Consider the following 20,159-nt stretch of genomic DNA (forward strand, 5'->3'; position numbering starts at 1 on the left):
ATTATTCCTTATAATTGATTTTCCACTCCGACGGTTCCCCACTTAGACGGTTTCGAGCCCATCACAAACTCCAATGTCCCGCCATTGGCAATATCGGTATGTTTGAACGAGCATGCGTCCAACGGCTCCCCGTTCAGTTTAACCGACTGAACATAGATATTTTTATCGCTGGCTTTCTTCGCCTTGATCGATAAATCTCTCCCATTTTCCAAATGAATAACAGCCTCCTCGAACGTGGGACTGGATATCAAATACAAATCCTGCCCGGTATTGGGATAGAAACCAAGAGCATGAAAGACATACCACGACGACATTGAGCCCGAATCGTCATTACCGGGGATTCCTTCTTTCGTCGTATTGTAACGCTCCTTCAACGTCTTTCGCACGACCTCGGCCGTTTTATCGGGTCGACCCACGTAATTATATAGGGTAGGCGTCAAAAATCCCGGTTCGTTCGAGATTTGGAACAGCCCCATATACCACCGTTGATCCCATTTCTCATGAGAAAAATAAGTATCCAACCTCCGGGTGAACTGCTCTTTCCCTCCACATTTCTCGATGAGAGCATTCACATCATGCGGAACATAAAAAGACAGCTCCCACGAGAACGTCTCGTACACGAAATCGGGCCATGTTCCACCTTGAAAAACCGAATAATCATTTTCGCTCCACCAAGAGCCGTCGCTATAACGAGGCCACACAAAGCCCTTAAAGCCCAAACTTTCCACATCGGGATTCCACAAATTTTGCCAATTTCGGGAACGTTCCATATACTTTTGGGCAATCTCTTTTTCTTTCAGTCCACGAGCCAATGTAGCAATGGCATAGTCACAATTGGCATACTCCATGGTACGAGTCCCCGCGCGCTCGAATTTTGTCGATACAAAACCCTTCTCATTATAATCACTGATACCGCCGCGTCCTTCCTTTCGCTCGTCATCACCGGGAGACACTTCGGCGTTCTTTATCATCGCCTCCAATGCCAATTCGTAATCGATACCTTTCAATCCTTTGACATAAGCATCGGCAAAAAGTATATCGACATTCGATCCACCTTGCACCCGGCCATTGTCATCACCGCTCCTCGCATCGGGGGCATATCCCTCGTGTCGGTATATATCCAGCAAAGAACGCAACATATCTACCTGTTTAGAAGGCGTCAACAATGTGAATAAAGGGTGTGTCGCTCTAAATGTATCCCAAATACAATAGTAATCATCGTAATACGATTCGTCCGATATCCATTTCGAATTTTCTCCGGTCTTGTCTACTGGCTGCAAATAGCTATGATACAAAGCTGTATAGAAAATCTTTTTCTGCTCGTCACTACCTTTAACCTCTATTTTGTTCAATATCTCGTTCCAACGACTCACACAGGCGGCTCTCACCTCGTCGAAATTCCACGAATTCATTTCTGACAAATTCATTCGCGCTTTCCCGGTACTTAAATAAGAGATGCCCACTTTGACCGTAACTTTCTGCTTATCAGAAGTGCGATAGGAAAAATAAGCACCTGTCGGTTCACTGGTATCATATTGTTCTCTTTTCCCAGGTTCAACTCGATGGCTCTTCCATGTACCACAATCATCGGACGGAGTATCAAACACAGCGTAGAAATAAACCGTGTACGGCTCACCTATATTCCAACCTCCTCTAACCCGAGTATATCCCTCAATCTCTTTGTCCGAAATAATCCTTACTTCTGAGCCTACTAAATATTGTCTTTCATGAGAAGACAAGAAACTCCCCAAATCAATAATTATTTTTGAATCATCACTCGCTGGAAAAGTATACTCATGCATTGCACTACACTGCAAAGCCGTCAATCTAGCCGATGTGCCATATCTTTTCAAATCCACCTCATACAGCCCCAACGCCACATGTTCATTATTTCGAGGAGATGAATAATCTTGCATATCAAGATTCCCGGTAATCGGGGCAAACAGTACATTTCCATACTTACAACCTCCTCCGGTCCCGCTCACATGGACATTACTGAACCCATGTATATTCCCATCGCGATCCCAACCCGCATTCCAATCTTTTCCACCACAGTCAGGACCCACCTTTACCATACCAAAAGGTACACAAGGCCCCGGAAATACATTTCCGCCGCCATCGACCCCGATAAACGGATCGACATACTGCGAAAGATCAGACATCGCATTTCCCTTGAACGATGTAATAGCAACAGACAATGCTGTTACAATTGCTATATTAAAATATTTGTTCATAAAAATTTTGAATTTATTCGATTTCCATTAACGGCTCCGCCTCTAAATTAGGATTTAACTCGATTTCTCTGCTTGGAATAGGCCAAACATACTGATCGGAAGTAAATAACGTGCGTTGTCTCACTTTCACATGGCCTTTCCATTTACCACTTTCTACAACCTGGTATCCACCGGCATTATCCAATTTCATACCAATAATCCAACCGTCTTCGGCATTCAATACATTTTCAGCAATTCCCCAGCGACGAATGTCAAAAAAGCGAGCACCTTCAAAAGCCAATTCCACCCGGCGCTCATTCCTTATTCGCTCTCTCATCTCATCTTTTGTCAAATTATTAGGGAAATCGGGCATTCCTACACGCCATCTCGTCATACCCGAATAATTTCTTATTTTAGCATCTTCCGACGGAGAATTTGCCAATTCATTCCGAGCTTCCGCTGCATCCAAATAAACCTCTGCTAAACGGATTAAAGGGAAATCATGTCCAGTATCCCACACTCCTATCAAACTAGGATCTACATATTTCTTCCACCCATATCCCGTCGGAGAGCCATTGTGTTGGTCCATCTTATCTCCACTCGTACTCCCGGGCTGACTATTATACTCACTACCAGCTAAGGTCGTTCCTCCTGTACCAGTATAATAAATAGAAGCGGCCAAACGAGGATCTCTATTCACATACGGATCGTCAGGATTATAATTCGAACGAGGATCGTCAATCGGATAAGCTTCGCTATTACTTACCTTAACTTCATATGCATCGACCATAGATTGGGTAGGAACCCATGAATTCCAACCTCCATCACTAATACAAGCAATCTTCACCGTAAAGCCATAAAGAGCGCGCTCTGCACTTGTAAACTGAGAATCGTAAATTATTTCTCCACTACCTACACTCGCAGCGTCGTCATAAAAAAGTTTTCTATAACTTTCACCGGTCAATTGATTATTAGGAGTATAAAGAGATTTACCAGATTTTGTAATAACAGAATCCGTTGCATCCCGAGCCTGTTCCCAATACCATTTCTGGTCGGGGGAAGATTTGCGATAATCTCCAGCCATAAACATGCAAATCCGGCTTTTCAACGCAAATGCAGCCCAACGCGTTACTCGTCCATCGTCTTCCTCATTTGTATAAGAAGACGGAAGATTTGCCGCAGCGTAATCCAAATCACTTATTATCTGTTTGGCAATCGCATATTTATCTGTTCTCCGAATAGAAGATGCCTCCTGTATCGTCAATGGATGATCGACCCATGGAACATCTCCAAATTGAGCTATCAAGTAATAATAAGCATACGCACGTTGAAACAAGACCTCTGCCGTATAGCGATTTTTTAAAATCGGATCCATATTTACATTCCCGATATTCACGAGAAAATCGGCACAACGTCTTATCGTAACATATCTTCTATTCCATAATTCCTGTAACGCGGCATGGTTCGCTTCGAACGCATTCAATGCAATTTGTTGAAAATTACCAAACTGATTGCTGTGTTGAGGATAGGTATTATCGCTTGCCGCATCCAAGAAAAGTAAATCGCAACCATACGTATCGCTCTGAGGGAAGGTATTACTATAAGTAGCATTCACTGCACGAAGAGCATCTTCTGCCGTATTCCAATAATTATCTACTGTAACTTTATCATTCGGATATAAATCCAATCCATCGGTACAACTAAAAACAGGAAGCAAACCGATGATCATAAAATAATATATATAGCGTTTCATAACTAAATGTATCTAATGTATTATAGAACAATCAATTTTTACCTATAGTAAGCTCCACTCCAAAGGTGAATGATCTCAACTGTGGATAATATGCTCCTCCCGAAGGACCCTCTGGATCCACATACGGATAAGAAGTCAAAGTGAACAAGTTATTGGCAGATATACTAAACCGAACCTTCTCAAAACATATTTTTCTCGTCCAATTTTTAGGAAGGGTGTATCCCAACTGTAAATTTTTCAATCGTAAATAAGCTGCGCTTTTTACATAGAAATCAGATATCTCGTAATTATTTTGTTGCCCGTTTACATATCGAGGTAATTTTGCATGAGCCAAATTTTCTTGTACCGATCGCTCTGGGTTCCAGCGATCCTCCAATAAGCTCTTTGAAGTCGGATTTAATACAATACCCCCATAAATAAACTCATCTCGTTTACCTACCCCTTGAAAAAATACTCTGAAATCAAATCCCTTGTACTCTCCTGAGAAATCCAGTCCAAACATATATCTCGGAGCACTCCAACCTATATCGGTTTTATCATAACTATCAATTTTTCCATCAGGAACTCCATTAGGCCCAGACAAATCGGCATACTTCAAATCGCCAACTTTTATTTGAGAGGCGTACCCCTCGGGCTTCGGACTGTTTTGTATCTCTTCTTCCGAGGTGAAAAAACCTAAGCATTTATATCCATACAGAGTATTCAAAGGTTTGCCCTCCGCTATTACCGTACGATCATATATATGAGGTCCGGTTCCTTTCAAATCCAAAACCTCATTCATTTGATCCGAAAAAGATAGAGTGACCCCATAATTAAACTCATTAACTTTATCCCTCCACGTTAACTGTAACTCATGCCCCCAACTTGCCATAACACCGGCATTTTGGACAGAAACCGGAATACCGATAACACCAGACACAGGCAAATCCAACAATATGCCATCGGTCTTCTTTCGATACCAGTCATAAGCACCGATCAGCCTATTATTGAACAAATTAAAATCTACCCCTATATCGAGCATAGTAGAAGTCTCCCACCCCAAATCGTAATTCGGTAAAATATTTAAATAAGAACCCGGGACCCATTGATGTCCGAACATATATTCTTTCGGATTATTAGCCATTACATTTGCATACTGATAAAGGCTTATGGTTTGATTTCCCAATTGTCCGTAAGATGCCCTAAGTTTCAAATTATCTACCACAGTTCTTATCGACTCCATAAATTTTTCTTCCGATATTCTCCAACCTATTGACCCCGAAGGGAAAAGTGTATATTGATGTCCTGGCGCCAAACGTGACGAGCCATCGTACCGAAGATTAAACTCTAAAAAATAACGACTATCAAAATCATAGTTGGCCCGGCCAAAATAGGAATACATTCTCCACTCGTCAGAATTTCCCCAATTATCTTTCAAATCGCCAGTACCGGTCGCACCATCTATTTCCTCCAAATTATTATCAGGAATATTCTTCCTATTAGCTCCTATCCAATGGCTTTCATAATGTTCATCTGTAAAACCCGCTAGTACTTTAAAAAAATGATTTTGTATTTTTTTCTCATATTCAAGTGTGGTCTGTAAAGTTACTGGGCACAGAACGAAATGTATATGGGTGGAGATAGAAAAAAAAGAGAAAAGGTTTGTAGGTCAAAGGGTTGTGTATGACGACGGCATTAAGGCGTACAAAACGAAATGTTTACGTGGGTTTAATTGATGTTTACGTGGAGGGGCTGTTGTGGCTCGTTTGGTTGGCGGTACAGATACTTTCGGCTTACATGAGGTTTACATGGAGTTGAGGTCGGGTAAAGTAAGGGAGTGGCAGCGATTTGTGCTGCTTTTTTTGTGTCTTGTTTTTGATAAATTAAATATCAAATATATTCTATATAATAATTATATGGTATATTTACAGGCAAAAATGGTAATAATATGGCAAAGGTTATACATGTGCATTTGACGCACGGAATAGACGGAACGAAGCGGAAAGACTGGTATTTCAGTAGCATTTCGGCGGTATATACGGTGCTGACGGCTGAACAGGTGGGTGCAACGAAGAATTATCTACTTCACGCAGGGCTTTCCGGGAACGGTACGGTATGTACGAAACGGGCTATAATAAAGCAATCTACGCTTATTTCGGGCGGCTCCGGCGGCCATTCTAAGGAATAATGTTTCAACGGGTTTAGAACGCAATATGAACGGCATTTTGCTGGTATTTTTATGGGAGGTTGTCGTGCCTCCCTTTTTTGTGCTTAAAATGGTCGATTTTGGGAAAGGAGTGACACTTGGTGTGACAGTTTGGCGTGACACTTTTTTATATTTGGCGTGACAAAAGTGGGTTTTGAGGATACGCACAGGAGAGAGGTATAAATACCATAATTTTAATTTCGACCCCGATTTTTGCACCGATACCCCCACCCTTAAAACCACCTTTTTTGCCACCTTACCTCCCCGGGAAGCCTGTAAAATCGGGAATACCGACAACTCTTATGGTGTAATGGGAGAGGACACCACAGGGAGGGGAACGAATGTAACGGGGATTTCGGGAGTAGGATTAAGGAACGCTTGAGTATGAGTGCGGGATTATTGAGCCCGACCATAATAAATGAGCTTTCCTTTGTTATCCATTATTATGATACCGATGATTTTAGTTAAATCCTTGTCAAGTATAAAACGATTATACTCTATGACATGTCGTTTTTTTCTTTCATCATAGTACCTAAATTTGTGTGGAAGCTCAAGTAATGTAGTGTCTTGCTTATAGTGTGCTTTTGCTATGGTAATGGAATCACCATAAGCTTTAACTAATTTGGTGTGAACTTCAACTTGCTTTAAGTCTTTGCTCACATCCGTTACTTCTCCCCACTTTTTAGCCCATTCTAATTTTTCTTTTGCTGCAATTGTATGTTCTTCCATTTTAGATAGATAATAACGGCCAGTCGGGAGTATTTCGTATGGTATTTTTGCTTGGGCAAGGCTATCAAATATTATACTTTCATAACTGTCGTTGTTTTCCAAATTGTCATTGATGAATTTAACAACTACGGCTTCGGCTTTTTGCTGACTGTTTTGTTTATAGTCACAAGATATTAACAATGCAGGTATGACCAGCAATAAAAATGTTTTCATGTTCCAATTTATCTTCATGTTATTTTGAAATAGTTTTCTATCCTACATTTGCAATTTCGGAAATGGATGCATCCGATGCAACTTTTCCTTTTTCGATTTTCATTTGCCGTATTTGTTCTTTCAAGCGTCCTATTTCTCCTTTGAGCATACCTATATTATGATGATAACAATGAAGAAAATAAGAACTTCCATATTATTAACTAAATTATTCAAGTCTAATAACACCAATAACGAGTGCAACGGCGTATATAGAGGATATTGGTAACTCGAAAGGATCATATTTCTCATTGTCGGAAACAATTAGTACATGCTTTTCATCGCTTCCAGGTTTGATGCGCTTGATGAGTGCCCCTTGATTGGTATCAATGACATATACTTTATTCCATTGGAAAAACAAGTCCGACATTGGCACGCACTGACATGCCACAATATCTCCGGAGCTATATTTGGGATACATGCTTGATCCTTTTACAGGAATCAAGAAATCAGCTCCCTTGAACATAGGCACGACGTAACGCTCGCATTCATATTCAAGAACGGATTGTTCGCCGGTGAGTGCGCCAGCCATTGCCTCAATGGGTATGAGAGGAATACCTTTGCCTGGTTCTGTTGCAAGAGAGGCTACAGGATGTTTGTTGGCATCGATTGATTTATGTCTAGTGTGTGCGGCTTGGTCATCAGCGAGCATCTCTCCTCGACCTGTCATTAGCCATTCTATATTTACCTCAGGATAATAGGCAAGAAATCTCGATATATTTTCCTCGCTTATACCATTATTTTGACCTAATACACCTCTTGTTATCCCAGTATTCTTATAGAATTCGTATTGGGTAACCGCTTTTTTTGCCAAAAAAAGCAAGATCCTCTGCTTTATAGGCGATTTTTCTTGTTTATTTTCTTGCATAGACGAGAAAACTTGTTTAACTTTGCAGCACGTTCAATGAAGAACGGGCGTTCAAATATACAAAATTGGCTTGAAATTAACGAGTGTTAGAGATTAAAGAATATGAACCGAAACCGATTATTAACAAGTGAGATGATGGAAAATCAAGAAACGATGAGAAAAAAGCAGGAATTTGTGGCAGAACGGGTAAAAAGCCGTATCGATGGCCTATTGGAAGAGGCCGACAACTATACGCGAATTATGAATGAGGATTATGAGTCATTTTTTATGGATCATGCGGAAGATATGTATAAAGTACAGCTTGAACTTTCCGAGTATCGCAAGTTGAAAGCCGTGGTAAACTCAGGAAGCCTTGAAGATATCCGGTCATATTTGGTAAATAAAGTGAATAACATTACCAATACCCTGCTTGGCGAAAAATTGCGATTAAATACTACCAGTGCTACTACCCAGCTTGCCCATATTTTAGAACTGGAATTGATCCGGGATTTACGCGGCAAGTTTATCATGGTCCTTGACTTTATCGGTAAAGACGAGAATGTCGCCGGATAATAAAAAAACGAGCGTGACAGCCCGGAAGGCGTCAAGAGACGGGCGGACGGTGTGGAAAGACACACGGGGCAATGGTTTTTGCGTTGGGGTTCGATTCCCCATGCCCCACAAGACGATTAACAGTTAAAGCATAAAGATATGAGCAACAAAAGATTTTCAGCTACTGAAATTTCAGAATTTCAGAGTGAGCGTTTACAATGCAATTGGGTAGTTCGTACTGGAATAGCTGCCTGTACGAATCAAGTACCCGACAAAGATGCTGTGCGCGTTGAGCGCCAACGGATATCGTCATTACCAGCCGAGCGGTCAGTTTGCAGTGTCCATCTTCTTGTGCGTACTGACGGATGCAGAGCTGTATGTTGTCGTTGCGGTCAAAGCTACCCTTTAACTCCTTCAGGTGATTTAGACAGGGAACAGATAGTTCGCGAAGCTCTTCTTCGCCCATTGTTTGGTCGAGGGGAACAATGTCGACTGTAAGCAATACTAATGGTACCATATATGTTCATTTTTAAAAATTTGGCTTTAAAGGTACTAAAAACAAGAATACCAACCATTAAAAGTGAGATAAAATGAAGAAGTACATCCACATTACGAAGGAAGACCGCATGTTTATCATGAAGGCATTAGGTGTAACGGAGCGCACGGTGTTTAACGCCATCCGTTTCGACAGCAAGCGCGGCGATACTGAGCTTGCAAGGAAAATCCGCAAGCTGGCGATGGAACGCGGGGGCATTGTCATGGTGGAGATACCCGAAATAGAGTGCCTGTTCGATGCCGACGGTTACATGCGCCAGTATTTGCCGAACAATACGATACTGGAGTTCTCCTTCGAGAACGGAGGCTGCGATGTATTCCACAAAGGCGAGAAGGTGCGCCACTATGAGAATGTGGTGGTAAGCAATATTAAAAATATCCAAAACTGGGCATTGGCATTGAAATAAAGGAGGCGGGTGATGGAGTATTGCGACAACAAACTTTGCATATCTGTACGCGAGCTTGAGGCGGATGGCATTCTGACAGGGGATTATTGTCGTCAGCTTGCCAGACGTAACAAGCTGAAGATAGCCAGACGCGGAGGAGGAAAGGGTAATTGTGCCATGGTCGTTGTCGAAAGTCTGCCTACCCCATATTTGGATCAAGTCAAAGAGAAACACCCCTACGGCAACGCCGTCCTGCTTCGCTGCTGGATCTTGTCGAACTACGAGCTTGACCAGGCTGCCGTCACCTATTTCATGGACTGGGCCTCCCGTCAGCACAGCGACAAGGCTTCAGACGAACTTGCCCAAAAGTACGCAGTGAACGCCTCGGTATTGAATACCTGCATTCGCCTATATAACCGCAGCCGTGACTACCGCAGACTGATGGGCGAGAAATACAACTGGGATATGATGGCCACTACTATCGAGACGTTACGCGAGGAGTTCGGACACGATCTTCCGGCCAGTACTCTCCGCTTCCGCAAGAAAGTAAATGAGTACAAACAATGCGGCTACGAGTGCCTTATCAGCGGTAAGTTCGGTAACCAGAACAAACGCAAGACAACGTATAAAGACGAACGGCTCGTGATGAGTCTGAGGGTGCTTCCTAACCAGCCCTACGGAAGCGACGTGCATGAGATGTATATACAGTTCGTATGTGGCGAATTGGAGGTATGGGATTTTGAGACTGGTGAGATATTCGACCCAGATGACTTTGTCGACAAGAACGGTAACCCGAAGGAACTTAGTAAAAGCACCATTCGCAACATCTTAAACAAGCCGAGCAACAAGCTGCTGGTAGAACATTCCCTGCGCAGTTATACTACGTTCATGCACGAGCAAATGCCGCACATGCACCGTCATGGAGGTGAATGGGCATTAAGCCAGATAACGATGGACGATGTGGATTTACCGCGCCGCATGAAGGGAAACGAGTATGTGCATGCCTATTACGCTTACGACGTGGTGAGTCAGTGCCGTATCGGAATGGCCTACGGACGAGGAAAGGACGACGCATTGGTAGTGGAGTGTTTCCGCGATATGTTCCGGCTTATCGCACGGCACGGCTGGGGTATACCGGCAGGTATAGAAGTGGAACAGCACTTGATGATCAAGTACAAGAACGGATTTCTGAAAGCCGACGAGGTGTTCAAGTTTGTACACTTCTGCGCCCCGCAAAACTCGCAGGAGAAATATTCAGAGCCACTGAACGGATCGTTCAAAACTACAATAGCCCATAAGAACCACGAAGGAGTGGGTCGTTGGTACAATAAAGGGGCACGCCGTGTGGATCAGAAGAAAATCAGCGACAGCAGCAATCACACATGGGAGGACAAGAAGTATTACACATTCGAGGAACTGGTAGCCGATGATATAGCAGACAACCGGGAGTGGAACCACTCCCCACACCCCAACCAGAAGAAATACCCCGGTATGACCCGCTGGGAGGTGCTCGTGGCAAAAATCAACCCGACCTTGCGTCCATTCGACAGCCTTACTCTGAGCCGCTATATCGGTGAAAAGGTGGAGACGAGCATACGGCGCAACTCGACAGTCCGCGTGGCACATGAGGACTGGTGGATAAGCGGCCCGGAGGTGTTGGAAGAGTTGGAGCCGAACAATAGCAAGGTAACGGCTTATTATCTGCCGGATGAGGAAGGGAAACCTATGGACATATACCTGTTCCAGGGTGATCGCTACATAGACAAGGTACGGCCCATCAAAACCTATAACCGCGTGATAGCTGAACAGACGGATGAAGATGTGGCAAATTACATCGAACAACAGAAATATGTGTCCCACTTCAAAAAATACCTACGTGACAACGCCATCACAAAAGTAGGCAAAGCGGAAGTACGGCCACAGGTCAATGATGCAGATGATGACGAAAACCTTATTCTCCCCTCGGCGGAGGGTCATGAAGAACCGGAAGAGTACGAATGGCAGCCAGTCATAAGTAACACACAAAGAGCATTAGAAGATTTATAGAACACCACTAAAACAGCGTTAGAATTATGATTACAGAAGCTCACAAACAGAAAATCATGGAGGCGATATCCGCGAACCGTGAGAACTATCCGAGCGACGCGAAACACGCCGCCTCCCTCGGCATCACCACTTCGGTGTACAGTGCCGTAAAAAACGGGCAGACCGACAAAGTATTGAGTGATGCCAACTGGATAAGTATCGCCCGGCGTTTGGGGGTGAACCTGCGAGGCGGTATGGAGTGGAAAGCCGCCAAGACAGCCACTTTCGAATATATCACCTCGCAATTGGAGATTGCCCAGCAGTCAAGTATTTCGTCTATTCTGTGTGATATGCCTAACATTGGAAAGACTTTCACGGCCCGGTACTATGTGCATACCCACAAGAATGCCGTGTATATCGATTGCTCGCAGGTAAAAACCAAATTGAAGCTGGTGCGCAGAATCGCCACCGAGTTTGGCGTGGACAGTAAGGGGCGTTACTCGGACATGTACGATGATTTGGTGTATTACCTGCGTTCGATAGACAAGCCGCTCATCATATTGGACGAAGCCGGGGATTTGCAATACGAGGCGTTTTTGGAGCTGAAAGCCCTGTGGAACGCCACCGAGCGAAGTTGCGCTTGGTACATGATGGGAGCGGACGGCTTGAAGGAAAAGATAAACCGCTCGATCGAGTGTAAGAAAGTGGGCTATACCGAGATGCTGAGTCGCTACGGCGACCGTTACAGCAAGGTTACCCCGGACGACGGCAAGGAGCGTGAAGCCTTCTTGATGACGCAGGCTCGGATTGTGGCTAAGGTCAATGCCCCGGAAGGTACGGACATCGCACAAATCGTACGTAAGACACGTGGCGGGCTGAGGAGAGTGTACACGGAGATCGAGAAACTTAAAATGACAGCGCAATGAAGCGGGCTTTGACGCCGCGTGACATAGCGGCCAAGAAATGGAAAACCCTACCGTGGAACGAGAGATGGAGCAAACCGTTCGGATTTCCTGCCGAGAACGCCTCGTGGTTCATCAGCGGAGCCAGCGCCAGCGGTAAGAGCTCGTTTGTCATGCAGCTCGCCAAAGAGCTGTGCAAGTACGGGCCGGTACTATACATGAGCTATGAGGAGCGTGTGAACCAGAGCTTCCAGCGACGCATGGGTTACTTGAAGATGAACGAGGTACAGGGGCGCTTTCGTGTAGTGCCGGAAAGCACCCTTGACGAATTGGTGGAAAGGCTGAAAAAACCCAAAAGCCCTAAGTTTGTCATTATAGACTCTTTCCAGGTCGCCCCGTGGGATTATTCAAAAGCCAAAGAGTTGATGGACAGTTTTCCGAAAAAGAGCTTCATCTGGATTAGTCAAGAGAAGAAGAGCCAGCCAATGGGCAGTGGAGCAATGAAGCTGAAGTATATCTGCGACATGAAGGTGCGTGTAGTAGGCTACAAGGCGTATTGCCAGGGACGCGCCATCGGCGAGGCTGGGAGTTACTACGTGGTATGGGAAGAGGGTCTTATACGAACAAGTAACAATTTGTAATTATGGACAAAAAGAGAATGCGCCGGAAAAACCTGCTGTATAGACTCCGGAAGAAGGGCGTGAAAGTCAACACGAGAGAACGCTGTGTTTACCTGCCCTACGGCAGCGAGCCGGACAACATCGCACAGGTTCGCCGTCTGCGGAGAGAATATGATTTTGTAGTACAATTTGAAATAGTATGATCATGGAAAAGACGCAAGAAAACATCTGCTGCATTTGCGACAGGAAGTTCATCGGATACGGGTATAACCCATATCCGATAAAAGAAGAGGGACGCTGCTGCAAACTGTGTAACTACACGGTAGTACTGGAAGAACGATTGAATGAATTTTACGAACGACAAAACCACAGAAAAAAATGAACAAGAAAGTGTACATCAGCGGGGCGATAGCCCATTATGACTTGGAAGAGAGGCGTCAGGCTTTCGATCAAGCCGAGCGCTATTTGAGCTTGAAGGGCTACGAACCTGTGAACCCGTTCAAGAACGGGCTGCCAGATGAAGCGCATTGGCGGGAGCACATGCGGGCGGACATCGCCCTGCTGCTCGGTTGTGATTATATCTATATGCTGCAAGGCTGGGAGTTGTCGAAGGGAGCCAAGCTCGAGCTCGACGTGGCCTCCTCGTGCGGCATTAAAGTATTGTTTGAGTGAAGAATGAAGGTATGTTGGAATTTAAGTTTACGCAAATAGGAAAAACCTCCGGAGACGAAACAACCCCATATATGGTCTCTTTGAACAAAGAGTGCAGTGTGAGCGAGTTTATCGATAGAGTCCTGAAACGGAATGAATGGGGCTATATTGGAATAAGAAGTCACGGACATATTTTCGGCTCGCCAAAATGTGAATATAGGGGAGATGAAATCGTAAGTACAGAATTTACAGAAGAGTATCTTTCCCGGAAAGTGGCAACCGTCTCAGCTTCCGGCGGGTGGTCAAGAATGGATTATATACTAACGTTAAAATAGAAGGGTATGAAACAGGAAGTAACCAATTTGGCAAAGCCCAATTCGGATGCGCCTCAGCAAAAGGAGCAAGCGCCATTGCGTTCGGCTGTCACGAATTTCGCCCGATTTTACGCCTTGTTCGGCAAAGTGCCCTATTATGGCGACCGGGAAGAATTTAAGCGTTCGATCGTGAGGCAATATACACGGAATCGCACCGAGAGCCTGCGCGAGATGACCCGGGCGGAGTACAACGAGTGCTGCGCCGCTCTGGAACAGCTGACCGGGCAGGACGAATGGCGAAAGAAACTGCGCGAGGAGCTGCGGTTCCGCCGAAGCGTATGTCTGAAACTCATGCAGAAAATCGGCATCGACACCACGGACTGGGCAAGGGTCAACGATTTTTGCCTGAATCCCCGGATCGCCGGCAAGCCTTTCGGCCGGCTCGATACCGAAGAACTGGAACAACTGGCCGTAAAGCTGCGCTCCATCGAGCGGAAGGGAGGGCTGAAAGTGAAGGAAACGGAAAAGAGACAAGAACACGAAGTGAAGCAACCGGGCCGGGCCGTCTATGTAATCATAGACCCCCACGCTCCTAAAAACTAATAGAAATGAAAACAGAAGCACGAAAAATCCTTGACGGGATTAAAATCCAACTCCTTGAAGCGGCGACATGGCTGTCGGCCGAAGAGCGGGAGGAGTTTTTCAGCGACATCAACGAATGGACATACGAGCAGTACGAGGCGGCATTGGTCTGTCAAGAGCCTGAAATGCAGAATTACGAGGAGGACGATGCATGACCCTGAACGACCAGAACAAGGTGAAAGCGGCCGGCTTCATTATTATCCGAAAAGCCGACTATCCGATGCCGAAAATCAAAGTCAGCACAAAGTACAACGGAGGGTGGAAAACTTACGGAGTGTATGAGACCAAGGCCGCACGGGACAAAGCGTTCAAGACCCTTTTAGAAAGCAACAATATTATCAGTGATTAACAAACCATTAAACCAATGAATTTATGGCAAAGAGAGAAAAGAAAGTGATTATTTCCGGCGTGACCAGAGAGTCTGCCGACGAGGCTTTCGCCATCTATGCGAAGGCTGATGCACAGAGTATGAAAATTATAGCGGACATCGAGTTGCAGTGTGCGAAGATCCGAGAGAGGTATGCAAATAAGTTGGCCGAACTGGAAGGCGAGAAGGAGAAGGCATTCAACACCTTGCAGGCTTATGCCATAGAAAACCAGACCGAATTGTTCGCCAAGAAAAAGAGCCTCGAAATGGCTCACGGCGTTATAGGCTTCCGCACCGGCACCCCTAAATTGAAAACCCTCAAAGGCTTTACCTGGGCCAGTGCGTTACAACTGACCAAAGAGTTCCTGCCGGGGTATGTGCGCCTGACCGAGGAATTGGCCAAAGACAAAATGCTTGCCGACCGGGAGGCAATGGTGACGACCGACGAGGACCCTCTTGGCGCAGGCAAATCGATGATCGAGATGATGGCCAAGTGCGGCATACAAGTGGTGCAGGACGAAACGTTCTATGTGGAACCCAAAAGAGAAGAGGCGGTATGATACAGAAAATGAGGAAGGCCCCGAAAATCGCTATTTGCCGGGCATGCCACGGCACGGGAGAAATCTATTCCGGGCGGTTATTTCGGAAAACGGGTCCCTGCCCCCAGTGTGAGGGGAGCGGCCGGGTAATGGTGAGTTGCGACATGACGCTCGATGTGCGTCCGTACAAACCCAAAAAGACAGAATAAAACCATATGGCAAAACGGCGCGGAGTAAGTTACAAGAAACGTGTGGAAGATATAAACAGGATATATGACCGTTACGTCAAGTCGGGAGTCCCGAACCGGGAGATATGGCGACGGTACATATATCCGGTTTATGGCATTACCGAACGGACCTTCTACAACATACTCAATGCCGATGCGAAGGAAAAGAATCACATAGCTGACGAGGAGACCCGTCAGCTTTTGCTCTTTAAGGACGAGGACTATGAATGAAGAGGCCGGCAAAATAATCAAGCGGATACTTCGGGACATACAGGTGGAGCTCGGCGATGAGTTCGACCGTAATTTCGAGCGACAGGCGTTTTTCAGCGAGGCGTGGGCGAGACGGAAAAGCCCGAACCGCCCGGGCGGTACACTTCTAATCGATACGGGCAATTTGCGGAGGAGTGTGCGAAGCCGGACGACCGAGAACAGCATCACGTTTTTCACCGATCTGCCGTATGCTTCCATACACAACGACGGGGGCGAAATCGTGGTGACGGCCAAGATGAAGCGATTTTTCTGGTATAAATACTACGAGGCAACCGGCAGTTTCGGACGAAAAAAGAACGGGGAGCGTCGAAATGATAAACGGACGCAACAACTCTCCACAGAGGCCGATTTCTGGCGTTTTATGGCCATCAAACGAGCCGGAACAACGATTCGCATACCGCGTCGTCGATTCCTCGGTGCGGGGCCGGAGGTGGAGCGCATCGTGCGCGAAATCATCGAGGAGAATTTAAATGAATATTTCAATGTTGATTTTTCAATAGAGAGGAAATGAGAAAAGAACTTTACCGAATGCTGTGCGACCGTCTGAAAGAGGTCGGCGGCGGTGCGATCAAGCACATCGATTTGTGGAACCATAACGTGGAGTTTATCGAGCAGGAGGAGAACTGGGAGCGTCCGGCCGTGTTTATCGAGTTCCGGCCCATCAAATGGAATGCGATAGTAAACGGCTTGGAGTATCGAGCCGAGCCGGAGGTGGCGTTGCACGTGGTGACGGACTGGAAAGGCGGCACGAGCGACGGCAGCCAATTTCAGGAAGAGGGCTTAGAGGTGTTCGACCTGCTGGACGAGATACACGCCGCACTCTGCTGTATGGAGGGTGAGGCCTTCAAGGAGTTCGACCTGGTCGAGAGCGACACGAACCACAACCACGAGGATATCGTGGAGAACATCGAGATATATCGATGTGTGGCGATTAAATCCATGAGATAAAAAAATCGATTCAAAATGAATCGATTTTGAAAATTTGTCATATATTTGCGATGAGGATTGAATGAGCCACTCACACGTCGGCCTTTGTGGCGCAGACTTCGGGGGGATTTTCAATCCTCATTTTATTATGCGCATTGTATATAAGATATTCTCACTTGTCATTTTTACCTTGCATTCCACATAGACTCCTTCCACATTGGCAATAAATACTTTAAAATTAAAATTGTGGTGGATCCCTTTTTCTACCCTCACAAATTCAGCCAATGGGAACCATTCCCCTATTCTTGTGGCTAACTGCATAGTTTCAGCAAGTTTTTTGTTGTAAAAATTCTTAGCGAAAGTCTCAGAAAAGAAACCTTTGTTAAGAATGACATCTTCATTAATATTCGTATTTTTGATATAAAGACGCTTTGCTTTCCCTGTTCGTAACTCTACTTCAGGTAAATGAATGTCTGTCCATTCTTCAACAGCCGCTTTTATTTCCCGACGTTCTTCTTTTGTCAGTTTTGCTGTCTTTTCCTTATTAATCATATTCTGGATAAATTGGCATGCCTGGCACAGCTCGTTGTCGGGAATAAATACCTTTTTCGCCAGACTGAACTTTCCTTTGGCAATATCGCAATCCCGGCAGCGGCTGACGGTATAGGGGTTGTAATCGGGAACGGCTTTCCCCTCCTTGCCCGGGTTGAAGCGGAACATTCCCTTCGTGTCGCGCTGCAAGGCCTGTTCGCCGAGCGCCATCGCCTCGTCGTGCGGAGTGGCCGGATACTTGGATTTCCGCACCTGGACTACGGAACAGCGGCATCCCCACCCGTTGGGCGGATAGAACTCCTCCCAGAAGGTATCCGTTATCGGCAGGGTCACTCCATGAAGGACGGCGTGTTCCGGGCGCACCCGGCCGTCGCGAGCCGTGCGGTATTGGAGGTAGTATCGGTCACCGTCCTGCATGAACCCTTCCCATTTGCCGGCCATCTCGGCCGATGCCTGTACGAAATTGTACTCGGCCCGAAGGTAGTTGGAGTTATAGGTCTTGTCGATCTTCCGGACATCGTTCAAAAACCGTTCGAACGACTTTCGATTGCCATTCTCGTCGAGGAGTGAAGGAAATGCCTCGTTCAGTTCGTGGAAAGCCTTCATGCCGGAGAAGATGTAGTTGGAACGCTGCAACCGCCGGCGCATGAGGCCGGACATCTCCACTTTTTGGAAAGAGGAATCGAGAACCCCGGCGTGAGCTTCGATAAACTCCTGCGCCTCCGGCTCTGCCAGTATGCCGATGCGTAACAAGGCCCCCGTTTCCCGGTATAACGCCGACATCATGCCCTCGAAGCTCCGCTCTATCCTTTTGCGAAGTTCCGCATCGATGCTATCTTCCGAAGCCAGCGTCAAGCCGTCTCCCATCAGGGAAAGGTAACGGTGGTGCAGCCCCTCGTAATCAGAGGGGCTCAGTCGAAAAAACCGGTCGGATGCATGTCCTTTCGAGTGTCGTTATCACCACCATTCCCATCGTCGTCCGGGGTTATCGTCGGGGCGTTCCGCCTCTGTCCGACCGGCATGTTATACTTTTCGGCGAAGTATTCCGGGTCGACCTCGTAACGGTCGGCTATCATCGTCTCGTAGGCCACCTGCTGCTCGGGTGTATAGTCGGCCGAATAGTCCCAGTCGAAACGCAGCCCTTTGAGGGGGAATCCGTGCCGAATCATACGGGGGATAAGCTGGTTGTTCACGATGTCGCGGAGTTTGTCGCAATCGCTCTCCACGAGGTTCTGGAAAATCTCCAAATGGGTCTTCGACTGCGAGAGGCTGCTGCCGTCCTCGATGGTCATGGTCTGTCCGATGATGAGCTTGGAGAGCTCGGAGTTGGCTCGGTCGATACGTTTGTCATATACGTTATAGGCATCTCCCTTGCCACTCTCCACGAACTCGATTTCCGTATCCTGCCCGGCCACCATCGAGAGGCTCGCCCCCGCTTCCCGCAACATGCGGTCGAGCCGGCCGATCTCCTCTTTGTCCCGGGAGGTGGTCCGCGCAATACGCATGGGCATGCCGAAAATCTCCCCGAAAGTGTCCCAAAAGGCGAGCATGTTCTTTTTGGGAATAGTCTGCGTGGCCGCTTTCAGGTAGAGGCCGAGGTCATCGGGCCGGCCTGCCTCGATGAGCCAGTCGGTAAACGGCGGCTGCCGGTAGTCGATACCCGAGCGCCAGTCCTGGCCGAGGTCCGCGACAATCCTCCCATATTCGGGAACGACATGTTTGCGGGGAACGAGCCATACCCCGTCGTAACAGATATACCCGTCTTTGTCGGTGACCGGATCGCCCAGCTCGATGAGCGAATGTCCCCAATAATTGGCATCGAGGGCATAAAGCAGCAGCTGTTTGAACCACTCCTGATTGAAATAGTGCAACGCCTCTTCATTCTCATCGCCTTTCGCATCCACGATTTTGAAGCTCCTCGCCATGACGAACCCTTCGCGTTGCTTGACACACCCCGACAGATGCAAATCGACCGACACGTCACGGTAGATGTCGTACAGCCGTTGCCGGTTCGGGCTGTCGATGTTGATAGCCATCTGCCAGGCGTTCCGCCAGTCCCTGATGTCCTTGCGGGTAAGCGCATCGGTAGTGCGATGGAGATCGATGACTATTTTTTGGAACCGTCGCTTGTCGTCTTTCTTCGCCAGATTGAAATCCCCGTAAGGCGTGTGCAGCATGTCGTCGGGCCGGTGCGGGAAAAGTCCGCTGAAAAAACCTTTAATATCCATAGTGGTTACCAGTTATGTCTGAGTTTGGGTTGTGAACTGTATGCGAAAGTGTCACCGGTGGGTGTTCCTTCGCTATCTACGACCAGCGGCAGGTCGGGAATGATTCCCCCGGCCCGTACACCTTCCAGCCACTTGATGGCGCGCTTGTAGCGTTCCTCCCGTATCTCGCTGCCCATCTTCTGGGGCATGGAGGCGCTCATGTGGTACAGGGCGATATCGCAGGTGTACATGACGATGAGCCGGTTGCGGTCGTCGTCTTCGGCATTGAATACCGCCTCGCAGTCGTACTTGGGTCGCAGATACCCGGCTATCTCTTCCCGGGCCTCGGCTTCCGCATTGGTGCGGTTTTCCTCGCTGACCTGCGAAATGACTTTGAGAGCTGTCTCGCCTATAACCACTCTGTAATCCTCTTCCGTGACAAACATC

General features: G+C 46.8%; 28 protein-coding genes. 19 read left to right on the forward strand and 9 right to left on the reverse strand.

Annotation, left to right across the window (positions count from 1 at the left end; translation table 11 throughout):
- Window positions 1-8: 8 nt before the first annotated feature.
- The 3 genes from NBH06_RS05305 to NBH06_RS05315 are packed head-to-tail and all read right to left on the reverse strand — an operon-like array spanning window position 9 to window position 5,587.
- Window positions 9-2,234, reverse strand: coding sequence for a GH92 family glycosyl hydrolase (locus NBH06_RS05305; RefSeq protein WP_250793141.1), 2,226 nt, complete (start codon window positions 2,232-2,234; stop codon window positions 9-11).
- A gap of 13 nt (window positions 2,235-2,247) precedes the next feature.
- Complete coding sequence (locus NBH06_RS05310; protein WP_250793143.1) at window positions 2,248-3,966, reverse strand: RagB/SusD family nutrient uptake outer membrane protein; 1,719 nt, start codon at window positions 3,964-3,966, stop codon at window positions 2,248-2,250.
- Between the two features lie 31 nt (window positions 3,967-3,997).
- Complete coding sequence (locus tag NBH06_RS05315; RefSeq protein ID WP_350449411.1) at window positions 3,998-5,587, reverse strand: SusC/RagA family TonB-linked outer membrane protein; 1,590 nt, start codon at window positions 5,585-5,587, stop codon at window positions 3,998-4,000.
- A gap of 41 nt (window positions 5,588-5,628) precedes the next feature.
- On the opposite strand from NBH06_RS05315, the gene NBH06_RS13520 reads away from it, so the two are divergent.
- Window positions 5,629-5,763, forward strand: a complete 135-nt coding sequence (locus NBH06_RS13520; protein WP_284703176.1) for a hypothetical protein — start codon at window positions 5,629-5,631, stop codon at window positions 5,761-5,763.
- A gap of 130 nt (window positions 5,764-5,893) precedes the next feature.
- Entirely contained in the window at window positions 5,894-6,133 is a 240-nt protein-coding gene (locus NBH06_RS05320; RefSeq protein ID WP_195360660.1) for a hypothetical protein, read from the forward strand.
- A gap of 414 nt (window positions 6,134-6,547) precedes the next feature.
- Here NBH06_RS05320 and NBH06_RS05325 read toward each other — a convergent pair whose 3' ends face one another.
- Together NBH06_RS05325 and NBH06_RS05330 are read right to left on the reverse strand one after the other, a co-directional pair.
- On the reverse strand, window positions 6,548-7,093 hold the full coding sequence (locus NBH06_RS05325) for a hypothetical protein (protein WP_250793144.1): 546 nt from the start codon (window positions 7,091-7,093) through the stop codon (window positions 6,548-6,550).
- Window positions 7,094-7,298: 205 nt separating this feature from the next.
- Entirely contained in the window at window positions 7,299-7,997 is a 699-nt protein-coding gene (locus tag NBH06_RS05330) for a S24 family peptidase (RefSeq protein WP_250793146.1), read from the reverse strand.
- A gap of 102 nt (window positions 7,998-8,099) precedes the next feature.
- On the opposite strand from NBH06_RS05330, the gene NBH06_RS05335 reads away from it, so the two are divergent.
- Window positions 8,100-8,549 carry a hypothetical protein gene (locus NBH06_RS05335; protein WP_250793148.1) on the forward strand — a complete coding sequence of 150 codons (450 nt, stop codon included), beginning with the start codon at window positions 8,100-8,102 and terminating at the stop codon, window positions 8,547-8,549.
- A 160-nt stretch (window positions 8,550-8,709) separates the two neighbouring features.
- Here the strand turns inward: NBH06_RS05335 and NBH06_RS05340 are convergent, their stop codons facing one another.
- Entirely contained in the window at window positions 8,710-9,045 is a 336-nt protein-coding gene (locus NBH06_RS05340; RefSeq protein WP_250793150.1) for a hypothetical protein, read from the reverse strand.
- 73 nt (window positions 9,046-9,118) lie between these two features.
- Between NBH06_RS05340 and NBH06_RS05345 the strand changes: the two genes are divergently transcribed.
- From NBH06_RS05345 to NBH06_RS05420, 16 genes are all read left to right on the forward strand, one after another.
- Window positions 9,119-9,490: a hypothetical protein gene (locus NBH06_RS05345; protein WP_250793153.1), complete on the forward strand. Its 372-nt coding sequence runs from the start codon at window positions 9,119-9,121 to the stop codon at window positions 9,488-9,490.
- 9 nt (window positions 9,491-9,499) lie between these two features.
- Window positions 9,500-11,515 (forward strand): hypothetical protein, encoded by a 2,016-nt coding sequence (locus NBH06_RS05350; protein ID WP_407934807.1) that lies wholly within the window; start codon window positions 9,500-9,502, stop codon window positions 11,513-11,515.
- Between the two features lie 26 nt (window positions 11,516-11,541).
- Window positions 11,542-12,420 carry an AAA family ATPase gene (locus NBH06_RS05355; RefSeq protein WP_250793157.1) on the forward strand — a complete coding sequence of 293 codons (879 nt, stop codon included), beginning with the start codon at window positions 11,542-11,544 and terminating at the stop codon, window positions 12,418-12,420.
- Window positions 12,417-13,037 carry a P-loop NTPase family protein gene (locus tag NBH06_RS05360; RefSeq protein ID WP_250793160.1) on the forward strand — a complete coding sequence of 207 codons (621 nt, stop codon included), beginning with the start codon at window positions 12,417-12,419 and terminating at the stop codon, window positions 13,035-13,037. The genes NBH06_RS05355 and NBH06_RS05360 overlap by 4 nt, the downstream gene beginning before the upstream one ends.
- A gap of 2 nt (window positions 13,038-13,039) precedes the next feature.
- A complete protein-coding gene (locus tag NBH06_RS05365) occupies window positions 13,040-13,219 on the forward strand; it encodes a hypothetical protein (RefSeq protein ID WP_250793162.1) in 180 nt (59 codons plus the stop codon).
- A gap of 2 nt (window positions 13,220-13,221) precedes the next feature.
- The gene (locus tag NBH06_RS05370; protein ID WP_250793163.1) at window positions 13,222-13,398 is read left to right on the forward strand and encodes a hypothetical protein; all 177 of its coding nucleotides are present in this window, start codon (window positions 13,222-13,224) and stop codon (window positions 13,396-13,398) included.
- Window positions 13,395-13,688 carry a DUF4406 domain-containing protein gene (locus NBH06_RS05375; RefSeq protein ID WP_250793166.1) on the forward strand — a complete coding sequence of 98 codons (294 nt, stop codon included), beginning with the start codon at window positions 13,395-13,397 and terminating at the stop codon, window positions 13,686-13,688. The genes NBH06_RS05370 and NBH06_RS05375 overlap by 4 nt, the downstream gene beginning before the upstream one ends.
- The gene (locus tag NBH06_RS05380) at window positions 13,685-14,002 is read left to right on the forward strand and encodes a hypothetical protein (protein ID WP_250793167.1); all 318 of its coding nucleotides are present in this window, start codon (window positions 13,685-13,687) and stop codon (window positions 14,000-14,002) included. The genes NBH06_RS05375 and NBH06_RS05380 overlap by 4 nt, the downstream gene beginning before the upstream one ends.
- A gap of 75 nt (window positions 14,003-14,077) precedes the next feature.
- Entirely contained in the window at window positions 14,078-14,584 is a 507-nt protein-coding gene (locus tag NBH06_RS05385; protein WP_350449412.1) for a hypothetical protein, read from the forward strand.
- Between the two features lie 5 nt (window positions 14,585-14,589).
- Entirely contained in the window at window positions 14,590-14,778 is a 189-nt protein-coding gene (locus NBH06_RS05390; protein WP_250793170.1) for a hypothetical protein, read from the forward strand.
- Window positions 14,775-14,972 carry a hypothetical protein gene (locus NBH06_RS05395; protein WP_250793172.1) on the forward strand — a complete coding sequence of 66 codons (198 nt, stop codon included), beginning with the start codon at window positions 14,775-14,777 and terminating at the stop codon, window positions 14,970-14,972. Before NBH06_RS05390 ends, NBH06_RS05395 begins: the two co-directional genes overlap by 4 nt.
- Before the next feature lie 23 nt (window positions 14,973-14,995).
- Window positions 14,996-15,550 carry a host-nuclease inhibitor Gam family protein gene (locus NBH06_RS05400; RefSeq protein ID WP_250793174.1) on the forward strand — a complete coding sequence of 185 codons (555 nt, stop codon included), beginning with the start codon at window positions 14,996-14,998 and terminating at the stop codon, window positions 15,548-15,550.
- Complete coding sequence (locus tag NBH06_RS05405; RefSeq protein ID WP_250793176.1) at window positions 15,547-15,738, forward strand: molecular chaperone DnaJ; 192 nt, start codon at window positions 15,547-15,549, stop codon at window positions 15,736-15,738. The genes NBH06_RS05400 and NBH06_RS05405 overlap by 4 nt, the downstream gene beginning before the upstream one ends.
- Before the next feature lie 6 nt (window positions 15,739-15,744).
- Window positions 15,745-15,987, forward strand: a complete 243-nt coding sequence (locus tag NBH06_RS05410; protein ID WP_250793178.1) for a hypothetical protein — start codon at window positions 15,745-15,747, stop codon at window positions 15,985-15,987.
- Entirely contained in the window at window positions 15,980-16,537 is a 558-nt protein-coding gene (locus NBH06_RS05415) for a phage virion morphogenesis family protein (RefSeq protein WP_250793179.1), read from the forward strand. Before NBH06_RS05410 ends, NBH06_RS05415 begins: the two co-directional genes overlap by 8 nt.
- A complete protein-coding gene (locus NBH06_RS05420; RefSeq protein ID WP_250793180.1) occupies window positions 16,534-16,974 on the forward strand; it encodes a hypothetical protein in 441 nt (146 codons plus the stop codon). The genes NBH06_RS05415 and NBH06_RS05420 overlap by 4 nt, the downstream gene beginning before the upstream one ends.
- A 117-nt stretch (window positions 16,975-17,091) precedes the next feature.
- Here NBH06_RS05420 and NBH06_RS05425 read toward each other — a convergent pair whose 3' ends face one another.
- The 3 genes from NBH06_RS05425 to NBH06_RS05435 form a co-directional block, all read right to left on the reverse strand.
- Entirely contained in the window at window positions 17,092-18,291 is a 1,200-nt protein-coding gene (locus NBH06_RS05425) for a phage head morphogenesis protein (RefSeq protein WP_250793370.1), read from the reverse strand.
- 125 nt (window positions 18,292-18,416) lie between these two features.
- A complete protein-coding gene (locus NBH06_RS05430; RefSeq protein ID WP_250793181.1) occupies window positions 18,417-19,733 on the reverse strand; it encodes a phage portal protein family protein in 1,317 nt (438 codons plus the stop codon).
- A gap of 5 nt (window positions 19,734-19,738) precedes the next feature.
- Window positions 19,739-20,158, reverse strand: a complete 420-nt coding sequence (locus NBH06_RS05435; protein ID WP_250793182.1) for a phage protein Gp36 family protein — start codon at window positions 20,156-20,158, stop codon at window positions 19,739-19,741.
- Window position 20,159: the final 1 nt, after the last annotated feature.

It is taken from the genome of Barnesiella sp. B2-R-119, from assembly GCF_023656675.1.
GTDB lineage: Bacteria > Bacteroidota > Bacteroidia > Bacteroidales > Barnesiellaceae > Barnesiella > Barnesiella intestinihominis.